This is a genomic window from Bacillus sp. NP247 (assembly GCF_018966865.1).
Taxonomy (GTDB): domain Bacteria; phylum Bacillota; class Bacilli; order Bacillales; family Bacillaceae_G; genus Bacillus_A.
The window spans coordinates 1,842,033-1,868,598 of record NZ_CP076653.1 but is presented as its reverse complement, the minus strand read 5'-3'; the positions used below and the strand labels follow the sequence as shown (position 1 = coordinate 1,868,598).

The following is a 26,566-nucleotide window of genomic DNA, read 5'->3' as shown; positions in this document are numbered from 1 at the left end:
GGGGGATATAGAATGGACCATCCAATTCAAGGTTTAATGACAACAGCAATGCAGCACTTAAAACAAATGACTGATGTAAATACAATAGTTGGTGATCCAATTAAAGCGGCAGATGGAAGTGTAATTCTTACCGTTTCGAAAGTAAGTTTTGGATTTGCTGCTGGTGGAAGTGAATTTGGAAAAGTAGAACATTCTGGTCGTCATCCTTTTGGAGGAGGTAGCGGTGGTGGAGTTTCCATTAATCCTGTTGCCTTTCTCGTTATAAATGGAGATGGTGTGAAAGTTTTACATTTAGATAAACAAACACATGTCATTGACAAAATAATTGAATTAGCGCCACAAGCTGTTGATAAAGTGAAAGAAATGATGGATAAACGAAAAGAAGATGATCCGGAATTTCAAATTTAACGAGTAAAGAAGCTAATCAATGAATTAGCTTCTTTATTTTTTTGTAAATAAAGCGATTTTATTTGCATTATCGATAGGGACAAACTATGATTTACATTGTACATATTTTGTTTAAATAAGGGAGGATTTTTAAGTGGCAAATGTAACTTTTAAAGGTAATCCAATGACTTTAGTTGGAACAGAAGTTAAAGTTGGCGATCAAGCGCCTAACTTCCAAGTATTAGCAAATGACTTATCTCCAGTAAGTTTAGAAACATACAAAGGTGAAGTGAAATTAATTAGTGTTGTACCTTCAATCGACACAGGTGTATGTGATGCACAAACTCGTCGTTTTAACGAAGATGCAGCAGGTATTGAAAATACGAAAGTATTAACAATTAGTGCTGATTTACCATTCGCTCAAAAACGCTGGTGTGCAGCTAACGGTTTAGAAAACGTTGCGACACTTTCTGATCACCGTGACCTTTCATTCGGTGAAGCTTACGGCTTAGTAATGAAAGAACTTCGTTTACTTGCTCGTGCAGTATTCGTAGTAGATAGCAATGACAAAGTAGTTTACGTAGAATACGTAAGCGAAGGTACAAGCCATCCAAACTACGAAGCAGCATTAGAAGCAGCAAAAGTGGCGAAGTAATGGAAATGAAGACGACCTCTCATTAAAGTTTCACTTTAGAAGAGGTCGTCTTTTCTCATGTATTGTTAACTGAACCAATATATGAGAAAAGACGTTACATCATAAACAACTTGAAGGGGAGCTCTTTGCAAGAGGTCGCTTTTTCTTTTGGGAAAAATTTAGATTATGGTATGATATAAGTTATGTGTAAAAGAGAGAAGGAGGAATGTACGTGAGTCAGGCAGTAGAAACATTATTTTCTATTTTTGATTCTTCTACGGTAGTTTTACGTAAAGAATTAGATGTAACATATTTAGAGGCGCTTGTAGAAACAGGTGATAACTTGTTTGAGGGAGCGATTTTACAAGAGGAATTATCCGAATCAACAATTGAAAGGTTGAATCGTGAATATAGTACGTTTAATGAAGAAACATATAAAGGGGAAGAAATTCGTAAAGCATTTCAGCTAGCCATTTTAAAAGGAATGAAAGAAGGCGTACAAGCGAATCATGAAATGACGCCAGATGCAGTTGGAATGTTCATGAGCTACTTATTCCATAAATTTATGCAAGGTCAAAAAGAAATTACTGTTTTAGACCCTGCAATCGGAACGGGTAACTTAATGACTACAGTGTTTAATAGCGCCAAAGAAGAACTAGCAATGAGTGGATTTGGTGTAGAAGTGGATGAAGTGTTAATTAAACTTGCTTTAGTAAATGCGAATTTACAAAAGCATGCAATCGAATTCTTCCATCAAGATGGACTAGCACCACTTTATATCGATCCAGTGGATGCAGTCATTTCAGACTTACCAATTGGTTACTATCCAAATGAAATCGGTGCGAGTGAATATAAGTTAAAAGCAGATGAAGGAATGTCATATGCACATCACTTATTTATTGAACAAAGTGTGAAACATACGAAAGAAGGCGGGTATTTATTCTTCTTAGTACCAAACTTCATTTTTGAAAGTGATCAAGCGCCAAAGCTACATGCATTCATTAAAGAGACATGCTTTATTCAAGGATTGTTACAGCTACCTGTTTCCATGTTTAAAAACGAGAAAAATGCAAAAAGTATATTTGTTCTCCAAAAGAAAGGCCAGGATGTAACAATGCCGAAACAGGCACTACTAGTGGAGTTACCTAAATTCTCTAACATGAAGGCTATGGAGAACATTATGGATCAATTGAATACTTGGTTTGCAACACATAAATAATACGATATATATGTAACAGGGTTAGTGATTCATGTAGTACAGTTGTATAGGATTTGTCATATTTTTTAATATATATATAAGATTTAACTGAATTTTTTTGAAATCTGTAATATATTTTTTTTCTTGGTGTTACAATTTTTTCACTTGAAATATATGTCGGACGATGTTTAAATTAAAATCGTGAGTATAAAATTTACTGATGATGAAACGTTTTCATAGTGAGTGAATTTAATTAGATAAAATCGAGCGGTTTGTGGAATGATCCACACAACTACCAAGAGAAAAAGGGGCGAAAGACTAGATGTCAAAAATCATCGCGATTAACGCAGGAAGCTCTTCCTTAAAGTTCCAATTATTTGAAATGCCAAGTGAAACAGTATTAACAAAAGGTTTAGTAGAACGTATCGGTTTAGAAGATAGTATCTTCACTATTACTGTAGATGGCGAAAAACAAAAAGAAATTACAAACATCCCAGATCACGCAGTAGCAGTTAATATGCTTCTTAAGAAATTAACTGAAAACGGAATCGTAAAATCTCTTGATGAGATTGGCGGTATCGGTCACCGTGTTGTACACGGCGGCGAAAAATTTGCTGATTCTGTTTTAATTGATGATGAAGTATTAGCTGATATCGAAGAATTAAGCGATTTAGCACCACTTCACAACCCAGCAAACCTTGTTGGTATTAAAGCATTCCAAGAAGTACTACCAAACGTACCAGCAGTAGCAGTATTCGATACAGCATTCCACCAAACAATGCCGGAATCTGCATTCCTATACAGCTTACCGTATGAGTACTATGAGAAATTTGGTATCCGTAAATACGGTTTCCACGGAACTTCTCATAAATACGTAACAGAGCGTGCGGCTGAATTATTAGGTCGCCCAATTGAAAGCTTAAGCCTACTTTCTTGTCACTTAGGTAACGGTGCAAGTATCGCAGCAGTAGAAGGCGGTAAGTCTATCGATACTTCTATGGGCTTCACTCCACTTGCTGGTGTAACAATGGGTACACGTTCTGGTAACATTGACCCTGCGTTAATTCCATACATCATGGAAAAAACAGGCCAAACTGTAGAAGAAGTAGTTAGCGTATTAAACAAGAAGAGTGGTATGTTAGGTCTTACTGGTTACTCTAGTGACCTACGTGACATCATTGCGAAAGAAGAAGAAGGCGACCACCGTGCGAAAGTAGCACTTGACGTGTTCGTAAGCCGTATCCATAAATACATCGGTTCTTACACAGCTCGTATGAAAGGCGTTGACGCTATCATCTTTACAGCTGGTGTAGGTGAAAACAGTGCAATTATTCGTGAGCGCGTATTAGAAGGCCTTGAGTATATGGGCGTATACTTCGACGCAAAACGCAATAACGTATTCGGTGAAGAAGCATTCATCAGCTTCCCTCACTCTCCAGTGAAAATTATCGTAATTCCAACTGACGAAGAAGTTATGATCGCTCGTGACGTACTACGTCTTGGAGATATTGGTTAATATATGAAAAGAAAGACGAAATCCTAAAGGATTTCGTCTTTTTTCTTTTGGATATATTTTATTATTCCATCCGGATATAGCACTTTTTCCTTCTGAATGAATGCAGTGCTGGGAATCCATTTTGCATATGACGCTGTTTGTTCATCTTTTATATTCATTATTTCCATTTCATATAGTGATGTGTCTAATAAGCGCAAAGAATATAGTTGGATGATCTCATGACCAATTGCTCCATCTAGAGGAAAGATGTTTTCTAAGCAACCTAAATAATCGATAATTTCCACTTCTGTATGAAGCTCTTCTTTAAACTCACGAATGACTGTGTTGGCCGATTTTTCGCCGAGTTCAATTGATCCACCAAGAGGTCGGTAATAGGTTTCAGCGCCCGTATTATATTCTTGTACGAGAAGTCGATTGCGATGTATAACAATACCAAAAGCTTTTGCACGTGGATACATATGTATAATCGCTCCTTATTTGTTTGTATAAGGACGATTATAATGTAGTGCTGGATAAAAATCATCGTGTATTTAAGCATCCGGACCAATTGTAACCCCTTCTAAGAGATCCGTCCAAAACTTCTCGTTATATTGGTATAGGTCCATAATAGGGCAGTTCATAACACAAATGTTTTGGAGTCCCCAGTCCTCCTCAACAATAGTAGGTATATCGGCAGGGATAAGTAAAAGGACAGAGAAGTTATTCTTTACTAGTTGGGATAAAATAAGTTGAAGTGTGTGTGCCTCTTCATATGTTCCTCCAGTTCGAATAAATAATATTGATTCTTCCATTTCAATCGTAGTTAGAAAACGATTAATCCGATGCTCATAATTTGACTTAATATCTGCATAGGACGGCCAGAAATTTGGTGTATTAACATCTGTTTTAAAATCATGGCAGGAGTCAATTTCATAAATGTTGTCTCGTAGTCTTAATTTCGCATCATCATCCCAAAATGAGATGAAGGACAAATTTTCTAATTCTAAAAAACGGTGAAAGCGATTTTGTAATAATAAATTTACTTTCTTTAATGAAGGACTTAGCATAAAATCAATAACGCCAAAGAATGGGGATAATCCTAGTTGATATAAAGCCCAAGCAGGCCAGCAGTTTTGTCCTAAGCTAAATACAGCATTATACTTTTGTTTTATATTGGATAGATTCATGTGATTCATCTCATCCTTTTTGCTAATATTTTATGTCATTAAAAAATGGTATGTGAATAGAGATAGACAAGCATATTTGCAAAGAGTAAGCAGAAATATGATACAATAGAAAAAAATCGAACGAGGTGGTTGTTGCGATGCGATCGAAGCGAGAACAAGCCATTTTAGATAATATAAAGGAATGGGAAGCGCAATTAGTTGAGCAAGAAGCGACCGATTTTCAAAAAGTGTTTGATAAATGGTTACATACTACAGTTGCGAAATTACCTGAGAAAAAACGAAAAGAATTCTTTACGAAAGCAGATGGATGGCTCTTTCATTTGCATGCGCTGATTCAAAGTTCACAATCACAATTAGATGCGCGTAATCGTATTTTAGGAACATCGAGATTATTTGATGAATCAATTGAACAACTTGAAGATTTGAAAGCATTATCTATTGATCAGTTAACATACATAGCAGAGCAGCAAACAGCACGTCATCGCCTATATTCATTCGTGCAAGGCGGAGCAACGGGTGCTGGAGGATTATTATTATTGACAGCTGATTTTCCGGTTATGATTGCGTTAAATGTGAAGGCTGTACAACTTATTGCAACATCGTTTGGGCATGATGTGAACAAGCCTTATGAAATGATGCTTGCGCTAAAGGTGTTTCATGCGTCATTACTGCCAGGAAGACTTCAGCAATACGCTTGGTACAACTTGCTGCGAGAGCTGGAACAAGAAGATTCGTTCTTTTATGAAGGAGACGAAGCAGTGTTACAAACAGCTTCGACTGAGGTTGTATTAAAACAAATTTTGAAGACATTTTCGATTTATGCTCTTCGTCGTAAATTATTCCAAGGCATCCCTGTAATTGGAATGGCAATCGGATCTACAGTGAATTATCGTTTAACAAGAAATGTTACTGAATTTGCGAATAGATTTTATCAAGTGCGCCACATAATCGAGAAAGAAAAGAGAGCATGAAAAAAAAGCGAGAGGCCGAAGCCTTTCGCTTTTTAGTTTGTCGCATGTTTTTTGGATATTGAAATAGAAACGGGCTGCTTTGCTGCTTTCTTTTCTGTTTTTGGATAGTAAATTAAATCCAATGTTTTTGCCTGTACGGCAATCGAAAGAATAGTAAAAGCAATTTCCGTCCAATTTAAATAATATAATGAAAGCGCAAGAACAATCGCGTCAAAGACGAAGAAAATTTGCCCAATTGTAAAACGAGTTCGTTTACTTAATATAATTGTTAAAATATCGTCTCCACCGGTTGCACCGCCAAATCGCAATATAAAACCGAGTCCAATACCAGCTAATGCACCGCCAACTACTGCAGCTACAAATAAATTATTTGATAAATCTACCGTAAAAGGAGAATAATTTTCCATAAGGGAATAAAATACTCCGAATGAAATCGAACCTAAGAATGAATAGCCAACCATTTTTCTACCTAAAAATGAAGCACATAGTAAAATAATAGGGATATCCATTACTACAGTTGAAATAGATGGTGAAATATCATAAAAATTTTGGATAAATAGTGCAATACCTACAAAGCCACCTTCTGTTAAGTGGTTTTGGAAGTGAATGTGATATAGCGCTGCTGCTAAAATAAATGAACCGATTAAAACCATAAAAACTTCTTTAATAATTTGTCGACTTTGGATGTTCCTCATCGTTATTCCTTCTTTCCGTAGTTAGTAGTCCTTTTGGTGTTGTAAACTAACTACGAGCTCACATGTAGCTTTCAGTTAGTTTACGAAAAAACTAACTACGCTATATGTCGCTGAAGAAATAACGAATAATCCTCTCGTCCATCAATTCTCCCTACCTTCGTTTTAGTTTAAGTCTTAAAGCGACTAAACAAAACGTGGAGTAGAATTCTTCATTTAGCAATCCTGCTCTTCTTTGTTTTGTTTAGCTAGTAACAATTAAGTCCTAAACAAAACGCTATGTGTAAGAAGAGTCTTTTTTTTGCCAAATTATCCTTCGGGCAATCATAATTTCCCCACTCTCGTATTTTTTTCGCTAGACTAAAGTATCTGAGCTGAAAAATACGCTACGTGTATGATTCGTCAATACGATGCCACATGCTCCTTCGAGCGATCATGATATCAAAATCCCTTCCTTCAAGATTTATATTATTATATCATACTTTCAAAAAATGTATGCGGATGGAAACCGACAATAACCGGAGGGAATCTACAAAAATTGTTATGTTTAAATATTTTTGTAGAAAAGCCTAAGCTATTCCGTAAGATTGGACAGTTTTTTTAGTTTGTCCAATAAGTAAGAAAAGATGGGGATTTATTCGGTTGTATTATTTTCGTCACTTTTATCTTTAAAAAATGCATCCCAGCTAATCACACTTAAAAATGTTAAAGCGACAATAATGAAAGCTTGCATCATTTTGAGGCCTCCTTTTGTACATAGTATATGAATACTTTACTTTGCAATGTGTCATTTTTTACATATTATATTAATATAGATAGATGAAAGGGAGAGTGGAGATATGCTAAAAGACATGTTTAAAAGAAGAGAATTAAAATGCGTTTCATGTCAGAAAAAGATTGAATATGAAGAAGAGCTAGTTGCTTTTGTGAAGTTGCCAAAAGAAAGAAGTATATTAGTAGGCCCGTTTGATGTATGTTTAGCAAAAACGGCGGAAGAAATATATTGCAAAGCTTGTTACGACAAAAAAGCATGACCCAAATTAATTGAGGGGCATGCTTTTTTCATTGGTGTGCTTTTCCCTCAGATACGTTTTGAGTGAGGCGATACCAAAGCCAAAGGTCGTTAATAATAGAGGCTAAATCAGCTATTTCAGAATTAAGCCTACAGGAAATTTCAAAATTTTCTTCGTTATTTAAACGATGTTGTTTTTGATTAATGTAATGTTCAAGCTCTTTTATACGATCAGGTATTTTCCCACGAATTTGCTCCCATTTTAATAAAATAGCGTGCTGCGTTTGTTCAGAGATGTCTTCCCATTCTTCTTGTATGTTCGGCACTGCAATTCCTAGATGTTCATTGTATATAAAATACTTTTCCATAGACAGCCCTCCATTTTCCTGCCTCTATTTTACATAAAAAAAGAAAGGAATTCGACGAAATTGTTTGAAAAAAATTATGAATTCCCCTTGATTCATTTTATGAAAGGTGATAAAGTTTGAATTATTATAAGAAATAGTGAATATTTATTCTTTAGGGGGATGCAAAATGGAGAAGAAAAAAGTTGTATTAGCATATTCCGGAGGTCTTGATACTTCCGTTGCAATTAAATGGTTACAAGAGAAAGATTATGATATTATCGCGCTTTGCTTAGATCTAGGGGAAGGTAAAGACTTAGCGTTTGTAAAAGAAAAAGCACTTTCAGTAGGTGCAATTAAATCATATATGATTGATGTTCAAGAAGAATTTGCGAATGAATATGCATTGATAGCGATGCAAGCTCATACGTTATATGAAGGGAAATATCCTCTTGTCTCTGCATTATCTCGTCCGCTTATTTCGAAAAAATTAGTAGAAATTGCAGAGCAGGAAGGTGCAAGCGCAGTTGCACATGGATGTACAGGGAAAGGGAATGACCAAGTTCGTTTTGAAGTTTCTATTCAAGCGTTGAATCCATATTTAGAAGTTATTGCGCCTGTACGTGAATGGAAGTGGTCACGTGAAGAAGAGATTGCATATGCAAAAGAAAATGATATACCGATTCCAATTAATTTAGATAGCCCGTTTTCAATCGATCAAAACTTATGGGGACGCAGCAATGAATGTGGAATTTTAGAAGATCCATGGGCAGCGCCGCCAGAAGAAGCATACGAGATGACATTGGCATTAGAAGATACACCGAATAAACCAGAGTTTGTAGAAATCGGATTTGAAGCAGGAGTACCGACGACTTTAAACGGCGCTGCATATTCACTTTCAGAATTAATTAAAACGTTAAATGCACTTGCTGGAAAACATGGCGTTGGACGTATTGATCATGTAGAAAATCGTCTTATCGGTATTAAATCTCGTGAAGTGTACGAATGTCCAGCGGCAATGACATTAATAACAGCGCATAAAGAACTTGAAGATTTAACACTTGTGAAAGAGGTTGCTCATTTCAAACCGATGATTGAGCAAAAACTAACAGAATTAATTTATAACGGTTTATGGTTCTCACCTTTAAAACAAGCACTCAATGCATTCTTACAAGAAACGCAAAAAAATGTAACAGGTACAGTACGTGTGAAATTATTTAAAGGTCATGCGATTGTAGAAGGACGTAAATCTGAGTACTCGTTATATGATGAAAAGCTTGCAACGTATACTGCCCAGGATGAATTTAATCATGATGCAGCAGTTGGTTTCATTTCATTATTCGGTTTACCTACAAAAGTATACAGCCAAGTGAATCAAAAGAAGGTGGAAGCGTGAGCAAACTTTGGGGCGGACGTTTTACAGAAGAAGTAGAAGCATGGGTAGAAGAATTCGGAGCTTCTATTTCCTTTGATAAGCAATTGGTTAGCCAAGATATAAAAGGGAGTATTGCACACGTAACGATGTTAGCAAAGCAAGGCATCGTTACGAAAGAAGAAGCAGAGAAAATAAAGATAGGGCTTCAATATTTATTAGAGGAAGCGAAACAAAATAAATTGAATTTCTCGGTCGAAGCGGAAGATATTCATTTAAATATTGAAAAGATGTTAATTGAAAGAATCGGTGAAGTAGGAGGGAAACTTCATACAGGCCGAAGCCGTAACGATCAAGTAGCGACAGATATGCACTTGTATTTAAAAGAAAAAGTAGAAGATATTATAAAAGCTACAAAACAATTGCAAACTGTTCTTGTTCATCAAGCGGAAAATAACATAGAAACTATTATGCCTGGTTATACGCACTTGCAGCGTGCGCAGCCTATATCATTTGCGCATCATATTCTTGCTTACTTTTGGATGTTAGAGCGCGATGTGAATCGTTATGAAGATTCATTAAAGCGCATTAACATTTCACCATTAGGAGCAGGGGCCTTAGCTGGGACAACATTCCCGATTGACCGAGAATATAGTGCGGAACTTCTCGGATTTAATGGAATCTATGAAAATAGTTTAGATGCGGTAAGCGATCGTGATTTCATACTGGAGTTCTTAAGTAACTCATCTATGCTCATGATGCACTTATCACGCTTTTGCGAAGAACTTATTTTATGGAGTAGCCAAGAGTTTCAATTTATTGAAATGAGCGATCAATACGCAACGGGAAGCAGCATTATGCCGCAAAAGAAAAATCCAGATATGGCGGAACTAATCCGCGGTAAAACAGGCAGAGTGTACGGTAATTTATTCAGTTTACTTACAGTAATGAAAGGATTACCGCTCGCTTACAATAAAGACTTACAAGAAGATAAAGAAGGAATGTTTGATACAGTAAAAACAGTAGAAGGATGCCTTCATATTATGGCAGGCATGTTAGAGACGATGACTGTCAACAAAGAAAAGATGGGGCAAGCTGTAACGCAAGATTTCTCTAACGCAACAGAAATTGCTGACTACTTGGCAAGCAAAGGACTACCATTCCGTCAAGCTCATGAAATTGTCGGGAAATTGGTTCTGCATTGTACGCAAAAAGGAATTTATTTATTAGATGTACCACTAGCAACATATAAAGAAATGAGCTCATTATTTGAAGAAGATTTGTATGAAGTTCTTTCACCATATGCAGCTGTAAAGCGTCGTAACAGTGCAGGCGGGACAGGGTTTGAACAAATTGAAAAAGCTTTGGAGAAGGCGAAGGGGTTAACTATAGAGTTTGTTGGAAGTTAAATGATGTATGATATAGAAGGTAAGGTGCCTTTTTAGAAAGTACCTTACCTTTTTGTATTTAGATTTTTAGGTATGTATCTATCATTTCATAATTATTCTTCATAATCATAAAATGATGCTTCTCATGAATCGCTAAAAGTTGAATAGATTGAATAAGGTTAGGATAGTGAGCAATCGGATCTAAAAATACGATATGTCCTGCAATATTTTCTTCTATATTTTGAACTAGTTTTTTTATTTCATCTGTTTCACGTGAAAGTAAGTCTTCTAATTTTGTTACATTCATAGAATCATAAATTTTTTTTGAAGGGATTAAAATCCAAGGTGCTTTCATTCCTCTGCCATGCTTCTCCTTGTATTCGGCATAAATGTCATGAATTTCAGTTGCGAATGGGGTGTTTCTTCTTAGTTTGGCATAGGGGATAAGAGTGAAAGAGAATTTAATCGCTACTTTTAGCATCCTTGTAATTAAATATAAGTGATAAAAGTGCTCCCCAATAGACCATTTTTCGTCCTCTTTCCTATACCATAGTTGTTCTTGTGATAGTGAATGGAGATGGGGAAGAAACTGATTTCTTTGTACATGTAATGTATGAAAATGTTTTGAGATATTTTCAGATTTCATAGTAGAGCATCCTCCATACCTGTTTTTTCCTAATTATAACATTTTTCGTATAGATTTAATTAAGCCTAGAGCAATATGTTCTAGGCTTAAAGCTTCATTGATTAATCATACTTATGTCGATCTTCTGTGATACGAATATACTCAATATCCATTAAATCTCGAAACAGCGCACCATGACTTAGCTCAACGCCATGTTTTTCTTTAAAATGTGAGCATATTGTATTTAACATTTCAATCTCTTGCTCGTTGACATCTAAAATAATACGTTCATGATCTCCCATATAAATCCTCCTTTTCTAAACACATATATTTTGTCCGTCTATTTCTAAAAAATGTATGTTAATGTAATGTTAGGAAATGAGAAAGGAATGGAAGATGAGACGTATTTATTTTATAGGGTTAATTTTGTACACATTAATTGTGCTACATGTGGCATTCCCATCAATATTTTCATTTGCGAATGTAAAAACAATACATATAGCAATATCTATCTTTACTTTATTTGTATTAGATTGCTGTATTTCTGTATGGCTTTCTAGAAAAAAGAAAGTACAAGAAGTAAAAGATAAAAAAGAAATAGAACGGAAAAAGAGAAAACGTTCATTTTGGATGATGACGTATTGTTTTTCTTTAGTGATTGCTGCTGCATTTTTTAGTGAGCATATTCCACTAGAAAGATTGGATATTGAATTTTGGGCAATTATATTTGCATGTTATTTTTTCATGCACTTTCTTCCTTATATGAAAGAAAAGCGAGGAGAAGAGGAAGATCCGCTTGTAGAAGAAGCGAGAGAACAAGAACATAAGAGAATAGAAGAAGGTATACAGAAACTCGGAGAACAAAAATGGTATTTAAAATCTAAAATCATATATGTTCTTTGTTTTATTACGCCGCCAATTGGTTATTTGTATGTTTTTTTACTTCGCAAAAAAATGACAGAAGATGCAAAGCAAACGTACTTAACGGTTGCGACGTTAATGATGGCGTTATGGTCTTTGAAGTTCCTTCCGCCTTATGTGTTTGCAGTTGTCATTCTTGTTCTAGCTTGTCTCGTATTTGTAGTGAAATATGTGAAATGAAAAACACCAAGCCCATGTGGACTTGGTGTTTTTTTTATTATAAATTAAAGATCACCTTGCTCCTCATCACCACGAACAACAAGGACATCGCATTTCGCATAGCGAATAATATGTTCAGAGACGCTACCAATTAGGAAACGTTCTACAGCATTTAAACCAGTTGCACCACACATAATTAAATCTACTTTATTGTTTGGAGCAATTTCTTTTGAGATTTTAGATTTTGGATTACCAAATTCTAATACAGTTTCTACTTTCTCAAGACCAGCTTCGATTGCAGTCTTTTTGTAGTCTTCTAATAAGTCTTCTGCAAATAAATTTGCACGTTCAGCAATTGCGCGGCTATAAGCCTCTACTGCGGAATATGCTTTCACATCAACGATATGAGCAATTGTTAATGTTGCATTGTTTCGTTTTGCAACTTGAATTGCTTTTCTAAATGCCTTTTCTGCTTCTTTGGAACCGTCCACTGCAATTAAAATATTTGTATATGTATTGTTCATAGTAGATTCCTCCCAATTCATTTTTATAACCGTTTACAACTTAATTATAAAACAAATTCTGGTAATGTGCTTGCTAAAACGTTACAGAATTTTGAAAACTCTGTTTTGATTCTTTTTAGTTGTAATTGGGGCGAGAACTTGTTACATATGAAGTATAGCAATTTAAAAGGAGGCAGTTTTGTGAGACATGCGCTCATTACAGCCGGTACGAAAGGTTTAGGAAAGAAAGTAACAGAAAAGTTATTGGCTAAAGGATATTCAGTAACAGTAACGTATCATAGCGATATAGCTGCTATGGAAACAATGAAAGAAACATATAAAAATATGGAAGAGCGTCTACAGTTCGTGCAAGCGGATGTCACGAAAAAGGAAGATTTACATAAAATAGTAGAAGAAGCGATGAGCCGTTTTGGCAAAATTGACTTTTTAATTAATAATGCTGGTCCTTACGTATTTGAAAGGAAAAAATTAGTCGATTACGAAGAAGACGAATGGAATGAAATGATCCAGGGTAATTTAACAGCGGTGTTTCATTTATTAAAACTTGTCGTACCGATTATGAGAAACCAGCGATTTGGCCGTATTATTAACTATGGATTTCAAGGGGCAGATAGCGCACCTGGATGGATTTATCGTTCAGCCTTTGCGGCTGCGAAAGTAGGACTTGTCTCATTAACGAAAACAGTAGCTTACGAAGAGGCGGAATATGGTATTACTGCGAATATGGTTTGCCCTGGTGATATAATTGGTGAAATGAAAGAAGCAACGATTGAAGAAGCGCGAAATCTGAAAGGTAGTAACACACCAATTGGTAGATCTGGAACAGGCGAAGATATCGCAAGAACCATTTCGTTTTTATGTGAGGACGATTCTGATATGATTACTGGTACGATTATTGAAGTAACAGGCGCTGTTGATGTTATTCATAGACATCGATAGAATTAAATAAAATGAAGTTTCGAATAATTGGACAGTTTATCCTTTATACTGAGAAGTACGGATAATACTGTCCTTTAATGTAAGATTAAATCTATCGGAAAACTTGTATTATTTTTTGTCAAATATTGAGATATTATGTTAGAATATAAGAGTGTAGAAAGCGCTTTAAAAAATGATTCAGGGGTCATTTCATAACTCAAGGGGGAACTAATAATGCGTATCGGTATTCCAACAGAAATTAAAAACAATGAAAACCGTGTGGCAATGACGCCAGCGGGAGCTGTACATTTAGTACAAAATGGTCATGAAGTTTTTGTTCAAAAAGGATCAGGTGTAGGATCAGGCTTTACAGATGAAGAATACGTACAAGCTGGTGCGAAACTTGTTGAAACTGCTGAAGAAGCATGGAATCAAGATATGGTTATGAAGGTAAAAGAGCCAGTTGAAAGTGAATACGGTTATTTCCGCGAAGGTTTAATTTTATTCACATACTTACACTTAGCTCCAGAGCCAGAATTAACAAAAGCATTAATTGATAACAAAGTGGTATCAATTGCATATGAAACAGTGCAACTAGAAAATCGTTCTTTACCATTACTTGCACCTATGAGTGAAGTTGCAGGTCGTATGTCTGCGCAAATCGGTGCACAATTCCTTGAGAAAAACAAAGGCGGTAAAGGTATTTTACTTGCAGGTGTTCCAGGGGTTAAACGCGGCAAAGTAACAATTATCGGCGGTGGTCAAGCTGGTACAAACGCAGCGAAAATTGCAGTAGGTTTAGGTGCAGATGTAACAATCATCGACTTAAGTGCAGAACGTCTTCGTCAATTAGATGACATTTTCGGTAACCAAGTAAAAACGTTAATGTCTAATCCTTACAATATTGCAGAAGCTGTAAGAGAATCTGATCTTGTAATCGGTGCAGTATTAATCCCAGGTGCAAAAGCGCCAAAACTTGTAACAGAAGAAATGATTCAATCAATGGAAACAGGTTCTGTCGTTGTAGATATTGCGATTGACCAAGGTGGTATTTTCGAAACAACTGACCGTATTACAACTCATGATAATCCAACTTACGAAAAACATGGTGTTGTTCATTATGCAGTTGCAAATATGCCAGGTGCGGTTCCACGTACATCAACTCTTGCATTAACAAACGTAACAGTACCATATGCAGTACAAATTGCTAACAAAGGCTATAAAGAAGCTTGCCTAGGCAACTCTGCATTATTAAAAGGTATTAACACATTAGATGGATATGTAACATTCGAAGCAGTTGCAGAAGCGCACGGCTTACAATATGCTGATGCGAAAGAGCTTCTTGAAAAAGCTCCTGCTTTATCATAATAGAAATATATGTAGAGCCTTCCTTTTATTAGGAGGGCTTTTATTTGGGATAAAAACATCGTATAATATAAATAAAGAGAAATAAAGATGGAAATAGGAGGGGCAATATGGGGTATATTTATGAAATTTTGTCATCGAGTTTGCTTATAGCAGGAATTATTACAATGGTTGTAGGCAAAAAGAAGAATGATTTGAAATTAAGGGGAATTGGTATTGGGATTGTAACCGCAGTACTTATCATTGGATTACCAGATTTTGCAAAAGGTTATATGGAAGGTGTACTTTCTGCTGGAGATAGTGCATTTCCGATAAAATAGAAAAGATGATCTTTAATTTCTCTTATAGTTAGGAGAGATTGGAGGTCATTTTTTATTTGAGTTTTTTATATGGGATTTTTTTCTTGTTAGTAAAATACCTCTTATGCTAATTTAAAGATAAGTATATAAAGGGGTGTAAAGAGGGGGATTCTATGGAAAAGATAAATTTAATAGATTTAACAAAAGATATTAAAGACCAACATAAAAACTTTGTCGTTTCAAATGTAAATAGTCATTGCTTACGAATTGCTGTATTTACTGGTGAATATGATTGGCACTACCATTCTAATTCGGATGAATTATTCATTGTGTTAGAGGGAGAATTACTTATCGATTTTCAAGATAGAGAGACAGCAGTTTTAAAGCCGAATGATTCTATTTTAATTTCAGCAGGTACAATTCATAGGACGAGAGCATTGGAGAGAACGGTAAATCTTTGTTTTGAAAATGTAGAGGCGGATACAGTAATTGTGGAGGGCGTATGAGAAGGTTACAGATTGAAGAATACGATAAAGTAATTCCTCTTTTAGAAGGGAACCACCGAACAACAACTTTTGCGTATGCAGTTTGTAATCAAAATATAAATGGTGAGATTTTTATAAACGAGAAGTTAACAGCAGGACTAATCGTCACCACTAATGGTATTTATTATTTGTTTGGTGACACTCGAGACCAAAGTTATAACGAAGATTTATTTTCGTATATAAAAACAGCTATTGAAAAAACAGAGAAACGATTTACACTGTTCACTTCGAGTGAAGAGTGGGAAATGATGATTGAAGAGTGCTTTAGTAATGCATTTCGGAAAATCCCACGAATGACATTTCAATTTCAAAGAGAAGTTTTTGAAGATAGAAAAATAGAATTAAACAAAAATACATATGAAATTAAACGTATTGATAAAAGTGATATAGAACGAAGCAATGAATTTACAGAGGACTATTACAAAGAGTATTGGGGATCAAAAGAAGCATTTTTAAATGGTGGCTTTGGATTTTGTATAGAACAAGATGGGATGATTGTAGCTGAATGCGTCTCAATATTTAACGGGAATAGATTTGCTGAAATTGATATTGCAACACATGAAGCGCATCAAGGAAAAGGATTAGCTCAAGCTGTCGCAACACGTTTCATTGAACATTGTATACAAAATGATATTACACCGTGCTGGGATTGTAATACAGATAATATACCTTCGAAAAAGTTAGCTAGTAAATTAAGTTTTCATAATCCAGTAGAATATGATTTATTTGTCCGCAAGAAAATGGGGGAATAAAAATGAATGTAGAATTAACAAGATTCAAAGTCAAGCCAGGTAAAAGCCATCGTGTAGATGAATGGATGCAGCTTCTTAATGACAATATGAAAGAAGTGCTTTTGACATTAAACGACGAAAAGATGTATGTAGAGACAATTTTCCGGGAAATAAGAAAGGAAGAAGAGTACTTATATTGGTATTCTGTGCAAGGAGAATGCGGTACCCTTGTCGAAAACTCTCATCATGAAATTGATAAAAAACATTTAGAGTTTTGGTATGAATGTATTGATGAAAAAGCACCGGCTGTCGATCTGAAGACGGAAGTCGTTATGATTCAAGATGTTGTGAAAGAAGCGATGAAATAATAGAGTAGTATTTTGTAAAGATAAACCATCCTCTTTTTTGGTGAAATATATATTATTGGAGATGCTGTAAGATGCGAATTAGTCATAAATATATCACTCTCGATGAAATAGAGATAATCAGAGACTCATTAGATAAATTGCATGAATATCATAACAGTAAATCAAAATATTTTTCTGGTGATTATCCAAGAATGACATTTGAGGAACGTATTGAAGATTATAAAAAAAATTCAAAGTACGGAGAATATAGAATTGAACTATTGATTGAGTCAGAAACAGATAATATATTAGGCCTTTGTATAGCGTATAGTAAAAGCGTAAGTGGGAAGATTGAAGTTTTATTTGTTGATGAAAAATATCGAAGAAACGGATTCGGTTTGAAATTAATGAATAGTGCAGTGGAATGGTTTAAAGAAAAGCAAGTAGATGACATTGAATTAATAGTAGTGTACGGAAATGAAGCTGTATCGTTTTATCAAAAGCTGGGATTTTATCCACGTTCAATTATTATGACAACTAAATCATAAAGATATTATGAGAATATATCTTTTAAATGAGTGGAAGTTTTTATTTCGAAAAAATTGATTTGTATGTTGAAAAATTAAAATATATGTGAGAAGCACATTAAAATAGATGTGCTTTTTATTATGAAAATTTTTTGGGAAAAGTAGAAGGTATTGTGTAAGATACGTTGTATAAAGCTTTAGTGCTTATATAGAGTTAAAAAATCCTAGAAGTGGCACAAAATTAAATGCTGAAATGGTTATAAAGTTTTTTTTGATTTGAAGGGAGTTATGCAAAAGTAAAAGAAGGTGTGAAAAATGATTTAACAATAAACTCAAAAGAGTTTCTGTACCAAATGAAGTCTTTAGCAAAAAAATAGTGAAGGTATACCAAGTGATTATTTTGAACAATATTATAAAGAAATAAAAAACATCAAACCAAAAGACCTACCAATATACGGTGTAGTCGTAACAGGAAAAACAGAGAATTTACAAGGTTTACAAGGAGCACCATATATTAAGGCGGCTGTAAGAGGCGTAACAGTTGAGAAATATTGATTACAATTAATTAATGTGAATAATCAGAAAATTATGTTATAATATGGGAAAAGGAGGCTTATATGAGGCAAATACATGGAGCAATTTATATTTACATAACAATGTTTTTCGTAGGAGCATCTTATGGATTAGGGCATGTGTATTCGCATCCTATATTAACTTTTTTAAGCGGAGCATGTATGGCGTTTGCGCTTCTTGTCCACCTTTTCTCAGTTTGGATCGTGAAATTTCAAATTAATATTAGTGAAATAGAAGAAGGCACTTTTTGAGTGGCCTTCTTTTTTAATAATATTGGCGAAGCCCCTGCAGTAATTTTTCAATTTCGCATTCAGTTTCTTTACATATAGACATTGTACGTAATCTGAAAAATAAACTACGTAAGAAAGATTTTATATTTCCGTATAGAAATTCGTACGAGTCAATATGTAGTGTCGGTTTTTGAACTTGTAATTGAGCTATTAAATTATGAAGGGCTAATATGAGTGCTTTTTCCTCTAAGCCATTTTGTAGCATTGCGACAATCGGATAAACAATACGCTCATCTTCTTCATATTTGTAATAAATGGAATGGACACAAACTTTGTTTAATAAAGTTTGTAGTATTTCTTCGTAATGTGAAGTTTCCAGTTTAGGATTATTAACAAGCGCTTCAAATGTATCGGAAGCATGAGCGATACTATGTGCCCAGCCGTGGTCTTGCACATACCCACGGAAATCCTGTTCTTTGTTCATATATAGAATTAATTTATCTTTCACATTTAAAATATCAGCCTGTGATAAGAAATTATGTTTTGTATCAGCATCGATAATGAGTGCGATTAATAATGTTGTAAATGCACGGGTAAATACAGCGTTAGCGTCATCTGCATGAATTTTATAGAATAAATAGTTTTCACTGATGCTTTCTGATAATAGTTTCTGTAAGTGAGTGTGTGAAATATAGTCCTTCTTGATTAGATGGTAAAAAGTAGAGTAAATGAGTTTGTCTCTTAAATAGCTATCAGTAACACCGATATGTTGAAGCATACTTGAACTTAATGAATCAATATGAAGTGTGCTGTTGATTATGTAATCATTATTACGAATTTCTTCTAACTGTTGTTGTAACATATAAACCCTTCTATTTTAGAAAATTCTGTATTTTTATAATATAATAAGAGGAAGAAATAGACAATAAATAAGTGCATTTGAATGGAGGGGCATGGTGAAGAGAGCATTATTTTTTTTCATTAGTATTTTCTTTTTAGGAAGTTGTTCAATTTCATATGTTACTTTTTCTAGCGAGAGTAAAAGTTGGAAGGGTCAATATAAAGGCCATATTAAGGATGACAGTGAAGATGGCATGTTTACGTTTCAATATAAAGGCGGAGATGGAAATACAGAATTTAAAAATTTAGAGATTGCTATTAATGAAACCTTTAGTGCAATGACGCAAACTTCAGAAGTTCATAAAGGAGCAAGGATTGAAATGAAGTCTTCTTGTGTAAGTTGCGCACCCCTATCTAAAGATGAACCGATAGAGGTTGTGATTAAATGGGATGATAAGTATGAGGAGAAGATGGTTTTAAGGCGAAAATAGAGAAATAGAAAAAGGCAGCAATCACGCTGCCTTTTTCTTATTTCACAAATTGTAATTCTTTCGGGAACTTCGTTAAGATTTCTGATCCGTCTTTTGTGATGTAAATATCATCTTCAATACGAACGCCGCCTACGTTTGGTACGTAAATACCTGGTTCGATTGTGAAGACCATACCTTCTCTTAATAGAGACTCGTTGCCTTCTTTTACATCTGGGTATTCGTGTACGCTAATTCCAAGTCCGTGACCAAGGCGGTGTGGGAAGAAGTCTCCGTAACCTGCATCTGCGATAACAGAGCGAGCAGCGTTGTCAATTGCACCAAATGTAACACCTGGTTTACATGCTTCAACTGCTTGTAGTTGTCCAGCAAGTACAGTGTTGTAAATGCGAGTTTGTTCTTCAGAAATATCACCAAATGCTACTGTACGTGTAATGTCAGAGCAATAACCTTCAATGATTACACCTAAATCAAATAGTACGAAATCGCCGCGTTTCATTTTATTTGCACCCGGAATACCGTGTGGAAGAGCAGAGTTTGCACCTGCTAATACCATCGTATCGAATGACATTTTATGGATGCCTTTTGTTTTCAATTCATGCTCAATAATTGCTAATACTTCTAGTTCGCTGCGATTTTCTTTAATTGCATTTACACCAACTTCAACAGCATAATCTGCCATTTTAGCTGCTTCACGTAAAATAGAAAGTTCTTTTTCATCTTTAATTAAGCGAAGCTCACGAACTTTCTCTTCAGCTGATTTGAAAGCTGCATTTGGGAATAATTTTGTTAATTCTTCGTAACGTTCTACGTTTAAATGTTCTTTTTCAATTGCAACTGCATTTGCATCAATACCACGATCTTTAATTGCTTTTGCGATCATATCCCATGGTCTGTCAGTATCAGTAAATCCGATAATTTCATGTGCCCAGCCAGCGTTACGTGCTTGGCCTTCTTCCATTTTAGGACAAATTAAAATAGGTTCTTTTTCTTGGAATACAAACATACCAAGTAGTCTTTCATGTGGTTCGCAGTGGAAGTTCGTCATGTAGAAAACGTTTGGTGTAGAAGTTAAGAACGCAGCTTCTACGTTTTTTTCTTTTAGCCATTGCATTAAATTTTCTAATCTAGCATTCATCGATTGGCACCCCCGAGATATTTAATTACAGATATAACTTTACATCGGATGAAAGCGTTATGACAAGTAAATCGATGTTAGAAAAGACAGGGAATTAAGAAATCATGTAGAATAAAAAGTGAGAATGTGAATAGGGGGAGGAATGTAATGATGAAAGTATCTTATCACGGGCATTCAGTTGTAAAGATTGAAACGAATGGAAAAGTTATTTTAATTGATCCATTTTTAACAGGAAATCCGAAAACAGATTTAAAGGCTGAAGATGTAAAAGTTGATGCGATTATTTTATCGCACGGACACGGTGATCATGTCGGCGATACAGTAGCGTTAGCAAAGAAAAATAATGCGGTTGTTGTAGCGCCATTTGAATTAGCGACATTTTTAAGTTGGCAAGGTGTAAATACACATCCAATGCATATTGGAGGTTCGCATGAATTTGACTTTGGAAAAGTGAAATTTACACAAGCTTTCCACGGCTCTAGTTATATTGATGAAGAAAATAAGACGATTACATATACAGGTATGCCAGCTGGTATTTTGTTTACAGCAGAAGAGAAAACGGTATATCATGCAGGAGATACAGCTTTATTCTCTGATATGAAGTTAATTGGAGAACTTAATAATATTGATGTAGCATTTTTACCAATTGGTGATAATTTCACAATGGGGCCAGAAGATGCTGTGTTAGCAGCAAAATGGATTGGTGCGAAAACGGTTGTACCGATGCATTACAATACGTTCCCAGTTATTGAACAAGATCCATATCAATTTGTGGAAAAGCTACAAAATTGTACAGGGAAAGTATTAGAAGCTGGAGAAAGTATTACACTATAAAAGAGAAACCCTTCATTTGAAACGACAAGTGAAGGGTTTTTTATGTGTGTAGTACAGTTTTTAAAGTCTGTATTTGTTTAGGTGATTCTTCTCTTTTTGTACGTGGCTGTTCGGGTGTTTCATTCAACTCCATTGCAACTTTTTTTCCATCTACGAAAGCTAAAAATACAGCACCTACAACCTCTAAAATTTTTTTCATCATGTATTCGCTCCTTTGTTTCATTTCTTGTCTTAACTGTATATGGAATCGAGTGGACAAACTATCGAACGAGATGACAACAGCATTACATTGTTGTAATAGAGTGACTGGTGGAATGTAAGGGTTATTTTGTTATAAAAAAAATAGTACAGATATATATAGAGAGAGTGTAACAGTTTTGAAAATATAGTATACTGAGAATACAACACATGAAGAATTTAGGGAAAAGAAAGTATGGTGAAACCATTTGGCTACCAAACATAATCAAATTTTAGAACATATTAATAGCCTGCCAGTAGGGCATAAAATTTCTGTGCGGCAAATTGCGAAAGATTTAAGTGTAAGTGAAGGGACAGCTTACCGTGCAATTAAAGACGCAGAAAATAAGGGGTATGTTAGTACAATTGAACGTGTCGGAACAATTCGAATTGAACAAAAGAAGAAAGAGAATATCGAAAAACTGACATATGCAGAAGTCGTTAACATTGTCGATGGTCAAGTACTTGGGGGCAGAGAAGGACTACATAAAACATTAAATAAATTCGTTATTGGGGCTATGAAATTAGAAGCGATGATGCGCTATACAGAAGCGGGGAACTTACTTATTATCGGTAACCGTACGAACGCACATCAATTAGCATTAGAAACAGGGGCTGCTGTATTAATTACAGGTGGATTTGATACAGAAGAGCATGTGAAAAAGTTAGCAGATGAATTAAAATTGCCAATTATTTCGAGTAGTTATGATACATTTACGGTCGCAACGTTAATTAACCGTGCAATTTATGATCAACTTATTAAGAAAGAAATTGTACTAGTTGAAGATATTTTAACACCAATTGAAGAAACACTATATTTAAAGCCTAGTGACATAGTGCAGAAATGGCATGAGTACAATGAAGAGACGATGCATGGACGCTATCCAATTGTGGATGAAAATAAAAAGGTGTTAGGTATCGTAACTTCGAAAGATATGATTGGTGTTGCGAAAGATACACCGATTGATAAAGTGATGACGAAACACCCTATTACGGTAAATGGAAAAATGTCTGTCGCAGCTGCAGCACGTATGATGGTGTGGGAAGGTATTGAATTACTTCCTGTTGTGGAGGATGGAAATAAATTGCAAGGTATCATTAGTCGTCAAGATGTACTTCAGGCCTTGCAGATGATTCAGCGTCAACCACAAGTTGGTGAAACGATTGATGACATTGTAACGAATCAATTTATGACGCCGAAAGAAGCAAAAAATGAGCATTTATATCAATTTTCAGTGACACCACAAATGACGAATTCAATCGGGACGTTATCTTACGGTGTATTCACAACAATTGTGACGGAAGCAACAAACCGTGTTATTCGTGCGCAGAAGAAGAGCGATTCAATTGTTGAGAACTTAACAATTTATTTTGTAAAACCGGTTCAAATTGATAATGTTGTATCGGTTCATCCGAAAGTATTAGAAATTGGCCGTAAATTTGGTAAGGTTGATGTAGAAGTGCATCATGAAGGTAATGTTGTCGGGAAAGCATTGTTAATGGTGCAACTGATCGATAAATAAAAAGATGGAACAAATCGCTTTGATTTGTTCCATCTTTTTTTGTTTTAGTGGGTTTTGAAGCTGTTGCTAAAGATGTGGAAGAGTTTTAGCGGGAAAGCAAAGAAATAGCAGGGTGTATATGTGGAGAAGCAATTATATGGTTAAAAAACAGAATATTAATTTAATTGTAGTTTATACTATGTTATAATTATATTGTAAGATAATGGATGTCGAAAGGTGGTATGCCATATGTCATCAGAAGTACTCTTTTTTGGTGGTATCGCACTCTTTTACTTTCTTGTGATGATACCAATTCAATACTTATACTTACAAGGATTGCATGAAAAAAAGAAAAGAACAGGATTATCTCAGCAAGAATTATACAAACAGATGTCTTTTGAAGAAGAACAATTACATTTTCACGTGCAAGGTAACCTCTTTAATATACCATCTGCGTTTGTTGCATATATGATTTTGAAAGTTAAGGGACGTAAAAAAGCATCACAATATTGATGCTTTTTTTACGTTGTTTTATAAGATTCGGCTTCTTTGACTGCTAATGGTAGAAAGTGTTTATATTGGCGGAATCCATTAAATGTACTCGCACTGCCAAGTAAAATAAACAAAACACCAACGATAATGCGTGCAGTTGAAAGTTCTAAAAAGAATTGGTTTATCCCAAAGAATAGGACGAATAAGCCGAGTGCCATTGCGGATTTTCCTGAGAGCCAACCTTTCTCCATTGGACGGTTTGTACGAAAGAATTTTGTTTTGTAGAAGAGGTACAACACAAATGAGATGATAATACAAAAGACGAATACAGGCATAATACACGCTCCCATTGATTGGTATAAAAATAACGATTTAGAAAAAAGAAAAATCTAAACTTTCTAATTTTTATTATAAAGCAATTGTTCGCATGTATGAAATGTTTTCCGTTATAATGGGGGATAAAGTGAAACTTTAATTAGTGTGGGGAGATCCCACGTACTAATTATTAGCCCTCACCAATCGGGCTTTTACGTGCATCCGGGCTCCAAATTAATTTTGCCCCATTGTTTTTAATACTTTTGAGGTGGGAGTCTTACTACACGTTAATGCGGGATAAAATGAAGAAGTTGAATAAAAAGGAGATTATACATATGCATGAACAAATTTTAGGAGCAATTAAAGAGTTTGATACAATTATTATTCATCGTCATGTACGTCCGGATCCAGATGCGTTAGGTTCTCAGTGCGGACTTGGTACAATTCTGCAAGAATCGTTTCCAGAGAAAAATATTTATATGGTTGGGTACAACGAGCCTTCTTTAGCGTTTTTACGAGTAATGGATGATATTGAAGATAGTGTATATGAAGATGCACTTGTTATCGTTTGTGATACAGCAAATCAAGAGCGTGTTTGTGATCAACGTTATGCAAAAGGAAAGATGTTAATTAAAATTGATCATCATCCGAATGAAGACCCGTACGGAGATATTACGTGGGTGGATACGACAGCTAGTTCTACAAGTGAAATGATTTATGAGTTTTACAGTTATGGAAAAGATAAAGGATTAACGATATCAAAGGAAGCAGCTCGCCTTATTTTAGCGGGTATTGTCGGTGATACAGGTCGTTTCTTATTCCCAAACACAACAGCGAAAACACTTCGTTACGTAAGTGAACTTGTTGATATGGACGTGAAATTCACAGATTTATACAATGAAATGTATAAGACAAAAGAAAAGATTGCTCGTTTAAACGGTTATATTTTACAAAATTTCACGATGGTAGAAGAAGGCGCAGCATACATTAAATTAACGAAAGAGGTACTAGAAGAGTTTGATGTACTTTCTACTGAAGCATCTGGTGTTGTCGGGGCGCTTGGTAATATTGATGGATTAAAGGCATGGGTTCTATTTTTAGAGGAAGATGATGTTATTCGTGTTCGTCTTCGCTCAAAAGGACCAGTTATTAATAAATTAGCAATGCAATATAATGGCGGAGGACATCCGATGGCTTCTGGTGCAAAAGCATCTTCTTGGGAAGAAGCGGATCGCCTTTTTGCTGATTTACGTGAGCTGTGTAAATAAAGAAGTTGTATGTTGAACGAAAGAGAAGGAGAGGCGCTGAAGCCCTCCTTTTTTTATTTTTCTTTCTCTATATCAATGCTAATTTCAAGTACGGTATCAAAAGAGACTGTATCTACTTTAAAGCGGTATATACGATCGTAATGTTTGTACGTTTTATTTTCGATGACTTTTTTGAGCAGGTCTTTATTTTTTGCGATGCTTTGAATGTTTTTCGTTAAAAGATGCTGGAGATCATTATGGATAGAAGTGGTCATGTTTTCAAGTGTAAGATTGTCTAAATCATATTTTTTTCGATTTATAATTTTTATTTTGATTTCTTGAATTGTTAAGAGCCGTTTATTTTCTGTGTTCAATTTCTCTTGGTCTTCGAGAAGGACGTGGAGTTTTGCTTCTTGTTTTTCGATAATTTCTTTTTGTTCTGCTATTTTACTAGCTTGTTCTTCTTGAAATACACCGTATATGTACAAAAAAACAAACCAGCTCAACACTCCCCCAACAGCAGCGCCAGCTAAAACTAAATACCACCTTTTGGCTGTATTGGCACTGGGTACTCTCATACATGTTCCTGTGTAAGCCATTTAATAATAATAAGACCAGTTTGCATACCGCCAGTTGCAAAAAAAATAAGGAGAATTTGTTTTACGATATCTTTCATATCTCCGCCAAAGAAGCTTCTTTCAAAGCTATAAAAGGTATCGAACGTTCCGCCAATTGCTGCAACGAGTGCCCAAATTCTTAAATTTTGGGCAAATTGATTAATATAAGTTAGAGCTGGTTTTCCGACGAGAAATGCACCAAATCCGCCAATTAATGAACCACCAAGTATAACTCCAAAGGCAATAAAGTAACTAATAATAAGCAGAGAGAAAAAAGTATGTTCTCTTACATCCATCGTCATTCCCCTTTCTTCTTCATATATATGGACAAAGTATGAGAAGTATGTTTTGATTTCCGCTTTCCTCATCACCTATAATAAAAGTAGTCACATAGGTAAAGAGAGGGTACAAC

General features: G+C 35.2%; 35 protein-coding genes and 1 pseudogene. 23 read left to right on the top strand and 13 right to left on the bottom strand.

Annotation, left to right across the window (positions count from 1 at the left end; all coding sequences use genetic code 11):
• Positions 1–12 precede the first annotated feature (12 nt).
• From ytfJ to ackA, 4 genes are all read left to right on the top strand, one after another.
• A complete protein-coding gene (ytfJ, locus tag KPL75_RS09825; RefSeq protein ID WP_000350003.1) occupies positions 13–408 on the top strand; it encodes a GerW family sporulation protein in 396 nt (131 codons plus the stop codon).
• Between the two features lie 133 nt (positions 409–541).
• The gene (gene tpx / locus KPL75_RS09820; RefSeq protein ID WP_219920518.1) at positions 542–1,042 is read left to right on the top strand and encodes a thiol peroxidase; all 501 of its coding nucleotides are present in this window, start codon (positions 542–544) and stop codon (positions 1,040–1,042) included.
• Positions 1,043–1,253: 211 nt separating this feature from the next.
• Complete coding sequence (locus KPL75_RS09815; protein ID WP_219920517.1) at positions 1,254–2,240, top strand: class I SAM-dependent methyltransferase; 987 nt, start codon at positions 1,254–1,256, stop codon at positions 2,238–2,240.
• A 301-nt stretch (positions 2,241–2,541) separates the two neighbouring features.
• Positions 2,542–3,735, top strand: coding sequence for an acetate kinase (ackA, locus tag KPL75_RS09810; protein ID WP_002145389.1), 1,194 nt, complete (start codon positions 2,542–2,544; stop codon positions 3,733–3,735).
• A gap of 23 nt (positions 3,736–3,758) precedes the next feature.
• On the opposite strand, the gene KPL75_RS09805 is transcribed toward ackA, so the two are convergent.
• Both KPL75_RS09805 and KPL75_RS09800 read right to left on the bottom strand, forming a co-directional pair.
• Positions 3,759–4,193: an NUDIX hydrolase gene (locus KPL75_RS09805; protein WP_219920516.1), complete on the bottom strand. Its 435-nt coding sequence runs from the start codon at positions 4,191–4,193 to the stop codon at positions 3,759–3,761.
• Between the two features lie 72 nt (positions 4,194–4,265).
• A complete protein-coding gene (locus tag KPL75_RS09800; RefSeq protein WP_219920515.1) occupies positions 4,266–4,901 on the bottom strand; it encodes a DUF1796 family putative cysteine peptidase in 636 nt (211 codons plus the stop codon).
• 137 nt (positions 4,902–5,038) lie between these two features.
• Here KPL75_RS09800 and KPL75_RS09795 point away from each other — a divergent pair, with 137 nt between their 5' ends.
• Entirely contained in the window at positions 5,039–5,872 is an 834-nt protein-coding gene (locus tag KPL75_RS09795; protein ID WP_219920514.1) for an EcsC family protein, read from the top strand.
• 32 nt (positions 5,873–5,904) lie between these two features.
• Here KPL75_RS09795 and KPL75_RS09790 read toward each other — a convergent pair whose 3' ends face one another.
• Positions 5,905–6,567: a YitT family protein gene (locus tag KPL75_RS09790; RefSeq protein WP_219920513.1), complete on the bottom strand. Its 663-nt coding sequence runs from the start codon at positions 6,565–6,567 to the stop codon at positions 5,905–5,907.
• An 836-nt stretch (positions 6,568–7,403) separates the two neighbouring features.
• Between KPL75_RS09790 and KPL75_RS09785 the strand changes: the two genes are divergently transcribed.
• Entirely contained in the window at positions 7,404–7,598 is a 195-nt protein-coding gene (locus KPL75_RS09785; RefSeq protein ID WP_219920512.1) for a hypothetical protein, read from the top strand.
• 28 nt (positions 7,599–7,626) lie between these two features.
• Here KPL75_RS09785 and KPL75_RS09780 read toward each other — a convergent pair whose 3' ends face one another.
• Positions 7,627–7,944 (bottom strand): radical SAM protein, encoded by a 318-nt coding sequence (locus KPL75_RS09780; protein WP_219920511.1) that lies wholly within the window; start codon positions 7,942–7,944, stop codon positions 7,627–7,629.
• A 166-nt stretch (positions 7,945–8,110) separates the two neighbouring features.
• Between KPL75_RS09780 and KPL75_RS09775 the strand changes: the two genes are divergently transcribed.
• A complete protein-coding gene (locus tag KPL75_RS09775) occupies positions 8,111–9,316 on the top strand; it encodes an argininosuccinate synthase (RefSeq protein ID WP_219920510.1) in 1,206 nt (401 codons plus the stop codon).
• The gene (gene argH / locus KPL75_RS09770; RefSeq protein ID WP_219920509.1) at positions 9,313–10,701 is read left to right on the top strand and encodes an argininosuccinate lyase; all 1,389 of its coding nucleotides are present in this window, start codon (positions 9,313–9,315) and stop codon (positions 10,699–10,701) included. Before KPL75_RS09775 ends, argH begins: the two co-directional genes overlap by 4 nt.
• A 58-nt stretch (positions 10,702–10,759) precedes the next feature.
• On the opposite strand, the gene KPL75_RS09765 is transcribed toward argH, so the two are convergent.
• Entirely contained in the window at positions 10,760–11,326 is a 567-nt protein-coding gene (locus tag KPL75_RS09765; RefSeq protein ID WP_219920508.1) for a DinB family protein, read from the bottom strand.
• Between the two features lie 101 nt (positions 11,327–11,427).
• On the bottom strand, positions 11,428–11,607 hold the full coding sequence (locus KPL75_RS09760) for a ProA domain protein (RefSeq protein WP_070145106.1): 180 nt from the start codon (positions 11,605–11,607) through the stop codon (positions 11,428–11,430).
• Positions 11,608–11,701: 94 nt separating this feature from the next.
• On the opposite strand from KPL75_RS09760, the gene KPL75_RS09755 reads away from it, so the two are divergent.
• On the top strand, positions 11,702–12,406 hold the full coding sequence (locus KPL75_RS09755; protein ID WP_219920507.1) for a hypothetical protein: 705 nt from the start codon (positions 11,702–11,704) through the stop codon (positions 12,404–12,406).
• Positions 12,407–12,450: 44 nt separating this feature from the next.
• Here the strand turns inward: KPL75_RS09755 and KPL75_RS09750 are convergent, their stop codons facing one another.
• Positions 12,451–12,909, bottom strand: coding sequence for a universal stress protein (locus KPL75_RS09750; RefSeq protein ID WP_219920506.1), 459 nt, complete (start codon positions 12,907–12,909; stop codon positions 12,451–12,453).
• A gap of 147 nt (positions 12,910–13,056) precedes the next feature.
• Between KPL75_RS09750 and KPL75_RS09745 the strand changes: the two genes are divergently transcribed.
• The 9 genes and pseudogenes from KPL75_RS09745 to KPL75_RS09705 all read left to right on the top strand — a co-directional run bounded on the left by KPL75_RS09745 (position 13,057) and on the right by KPL75_RS09705 (position 18,465).
• Positions 13,057–13,848 carry an SDR family oxidoreductase gene (locus KPL75_RS09745; protein WP_219921090.1) on the top strand — a complete coding sequence of 264 codons (792 nt, stop codon included), beginning with the start codon at positions 13,057–13,059 and terminating at the stop codon, positions 13,846–13,848.
• A 213-nt stretch (positions 13,849–14,061) separates the two neighbouring features.
• Positions 14,062–15,195 (top strand): alanine dehydrogenase, encoded by a 1,134-nt coding sequence (gene ald, locus KPL75_RS09740; RefSeq protein WP_219920505.1) that lies wholly within the window; start codon positions 14,062–14,064, stop codon positions 15,193–15,195.
• 107 nt (positions 15,196–15,302) lie between these two features.
• Positions 15,303–15,512, top strand: coding sequence for a hypothetical protein (locus KPL75_RS09735; RefSeq protein ID WP_219920504.1), 210 nt, complete (start codon positions 15,303–15,305; stop codon positions 15,510–15,512).
• 152 nt (positions 15,513–15,664) lie between these two features.
• Positions 15,665–15,997 carry a cupin domain-containing protein gene (locus KPL75_RS09730; RefSeq protein ID WP_219920503.1) on the top strand — a complete coding sequence of 111 codons (333 nt, stop codon included), beginning with the start codon at positions 15,665–15,667 and terminating at the stop codon, positions 15,995–15,997.
• Entirely contained in the window at positions 15,994–16,788 is a 795-nt protein-coding gene (locus tag KPL75_RS09725) for a GNAT family N-acetyltransferase (RefSeq protein WP_219920502.1), read from the top strand. The genes KPL75_RS09730 and KPL75_RS09725 overlap by 4 nt, the downstream gene beginning before the upstream one ends.
• Positions 16,789–16,790: 2 nt before the next feature.
• A complete protein-coding gene (locus KPL75_RS09720) occupies positions 16,791–17,135 on the top strand; it encodes a DUF6176 family protein (protein WP_219920501.1) in 345 nt (114 codons plus the stop codon).
• Between the two features lie 71 nt (positions 17,136–17,206).
• Positions 17,207–17,662 (top strand): GNAT family N-acetyltransferase, encoded by a 456-nt coding sequence (locus KPL75_RS09715; RefSeq protein ID WP_219920500.1) that lies wholly within the window; start codon positions 17,207–17,209, stop codon positions 17,660–17,662.
• A gap of 181 nt (positions 17,663–17,843) precedes the next feature.
• Positions 17,844–18,196, top strand: a pseudogene (locus tag KPL75_RS09710) (anti sigma factor C-terminal domain-containing protein); the annotation flags it as partial.
• Between the two features lie 62 nt (positions 18,197–18,258).
• Positions 18,259–18,465 (top strand): hypothetical protein, encoded by a 207-nt coding sequence (locus tag KPL75_RS09705; RefSeq protein ID WP_219920499.1) that lies wholly within the window; start codon positions 18,259–18,261, stop codon positions 18,463–18,465.
• Positions 18,466–18,478: 13 nt separating this feature from the next.
• Here KPL75_RS09705 and KPL75_RS09700 read toward each other — a convergent pair whose 3' ends face one another.
• Complete coding sequence (locus tag KPL75_RS09700) at positions 18,479–19,306, bottom strand: DUF2785 domain-containing protein (RefSeq protein WP_219920498.1); 828 nt, start codon at positions 19,304–19,306, stop codon at positions 18,479–18,481.
• Between the two features lie 94 nt (positions 19,307–19,400).
• Here KPL75_RS09700 and KPL75_RS09695 point away from each other — a divergent pair, with 94 nt between their 5' ends.
• Positions 19,401–19,775 (top strand): hypothetical protein, encoded by a 375-nt coding sequence (locus tag KPL75_RS09695; RefSeq protein WP_375141020.1) that lies wholly within the window; start codon positions 19,401–19,403, stop codon positions 19,773–19,775.
• A 37-nt stretch (positions 19,776–19,812) separates the two neighbouring features.
• On the opposite strand, the gene pepQ is transcribed toward KPL75_RS09695, so the two are convergent.
• The gene (pepQ, locus tag KPL75_RS09690) at positions 19,813–20,910 is read right to left on the bottom strand and encodes a Xaa-Pro dipeptidase (protein ID WP_070145095.1); all 1,098 of its coding nucleotides are present in this window, start codon (positions 20,908–20,910) and stop codon (positions 19,813–19,815) included.
• Between the two features lie 150 nt (positions 20,911–21,060).
• Here pepQ and KPL75_RS09685 point away from each other — a divergent pair, with 150 nt between their 5' ends.
• Positions 21,061–21,744, top strand: coding sequence for a metal-dependent hydrolase (locus KPL75_RS09685; protein ID WP_219921089.1), 684 nt, complete (start codon positions 21,061–21,063; stop codon positions 21,742–21,744).
• A gap of 40 nt (positions 21,745–21,784) precedes the next feature.
• Here the strand turns inward: KPL75_RS09685 and KPL75_RS09680 are convergent, their stop codons facing one another.
• The gene (locus KPL75_RS09680) at positions 21,785–21,946 is read right to left on the bottom strand and encodes a hypothetical protein (RefSeq protein ID WP_002145419.1); all 162 of its coding nucleotides are present in this window, start codon (positions 21,944–21,946) and stop codon (positions 21,785–21,787) included.
• 244 nt (positions 21,947–22,190) lie between these two features.
• Between KPL75_RS09680 and KPL75_RS09675 the strand changes: the two genes are divergently transcribed.
• Positions 22,191–23,504 carry a DRTGG domain-containing protein gene (locus tag KPL75_RS09675; protein ID WP_000201581.1) on the top strand — a complete coding sequence of 438 codons (1,314 nt, stop codon included), beginning with the start codon at positions 22,191–22,193 and terminating at the stop codon, positions 23,502–23,504.
• 228 nt (positions 23,505–23,732) lie between these two features.
• Positions 23,733–23,996, top strand: a complete 264-nt coding sequence (locus tag KPL75_RS09670; RefSeq protein ID WP_199671999.1) for a DUF3949 domain-containing protein — start codon at positions 23,733–23,735, stop codon at positions 23,994–23,996.
• A gap of 8 nt (positions 23,997–24,004) precedes the next feature.
• Here KPL75_RS09670 and KPL75_RS09665 read toward each other — a convergent pair whose 3' ends face one another.
• Positions 24,005–24,310 carry a YtpI family protein gene (locus KPL75_RS09665; protein WP_002088950.1) on the bottom strand — a complete coding sequence of 102 codons (306 nt, stop codon included), beginning with the start codon at positions 24,308–24,310 and terminating at the stop codon, positions 24,005–24,007.
• Between the two features lie 315 nt (positions 24,311–24,625).
• On the opposite strand from KPL75_RS09665, the gene KPL75_RS09660 reads away from it, so the two are divergent.
• Positions 24,626–25,558, top strand: coding sequence for a DHH family phosphoesterase (locus KPL75_RS09660; RefSeq protein WP_215554379.1), 933 nt, complete (start codon positions 24,626–24,628; stop codon positions 25,556–25,558).
• Between the two features lie 53 nt (positions 25,559–25,611).
• Here KPL75_RS09660 and ytrI read toward each other — a convergent pair whose 3' ends face one another.
• Complete coding sequence (ytrI, locus tag KPL75_RS09655) at positions 25,612–26,115, bottom strand: sporulation membrane protein YtrI (RefSeq protein ID WP_002145421.1); 504 nt, start codon at positions 26,113–26,115, stop codon at positions 25,612–25,614.
• On the bottom strand, positions 26,112–26,525 hold the full coding sequence (locus KPL75_RS09650) for a YtrH family sporulation protein (RefSeq protein WP_309137450.1): 414 nt from the start codon (positions 26,523–26,525) through the stop codon (positions 26,112–26,114). Before KPL75_RS09650 ends, ytrI begins: the two co-directional genes overlap by 4 nt.
• Positions 26,526–26,566 lie beyond the last annotated feature (41 nt).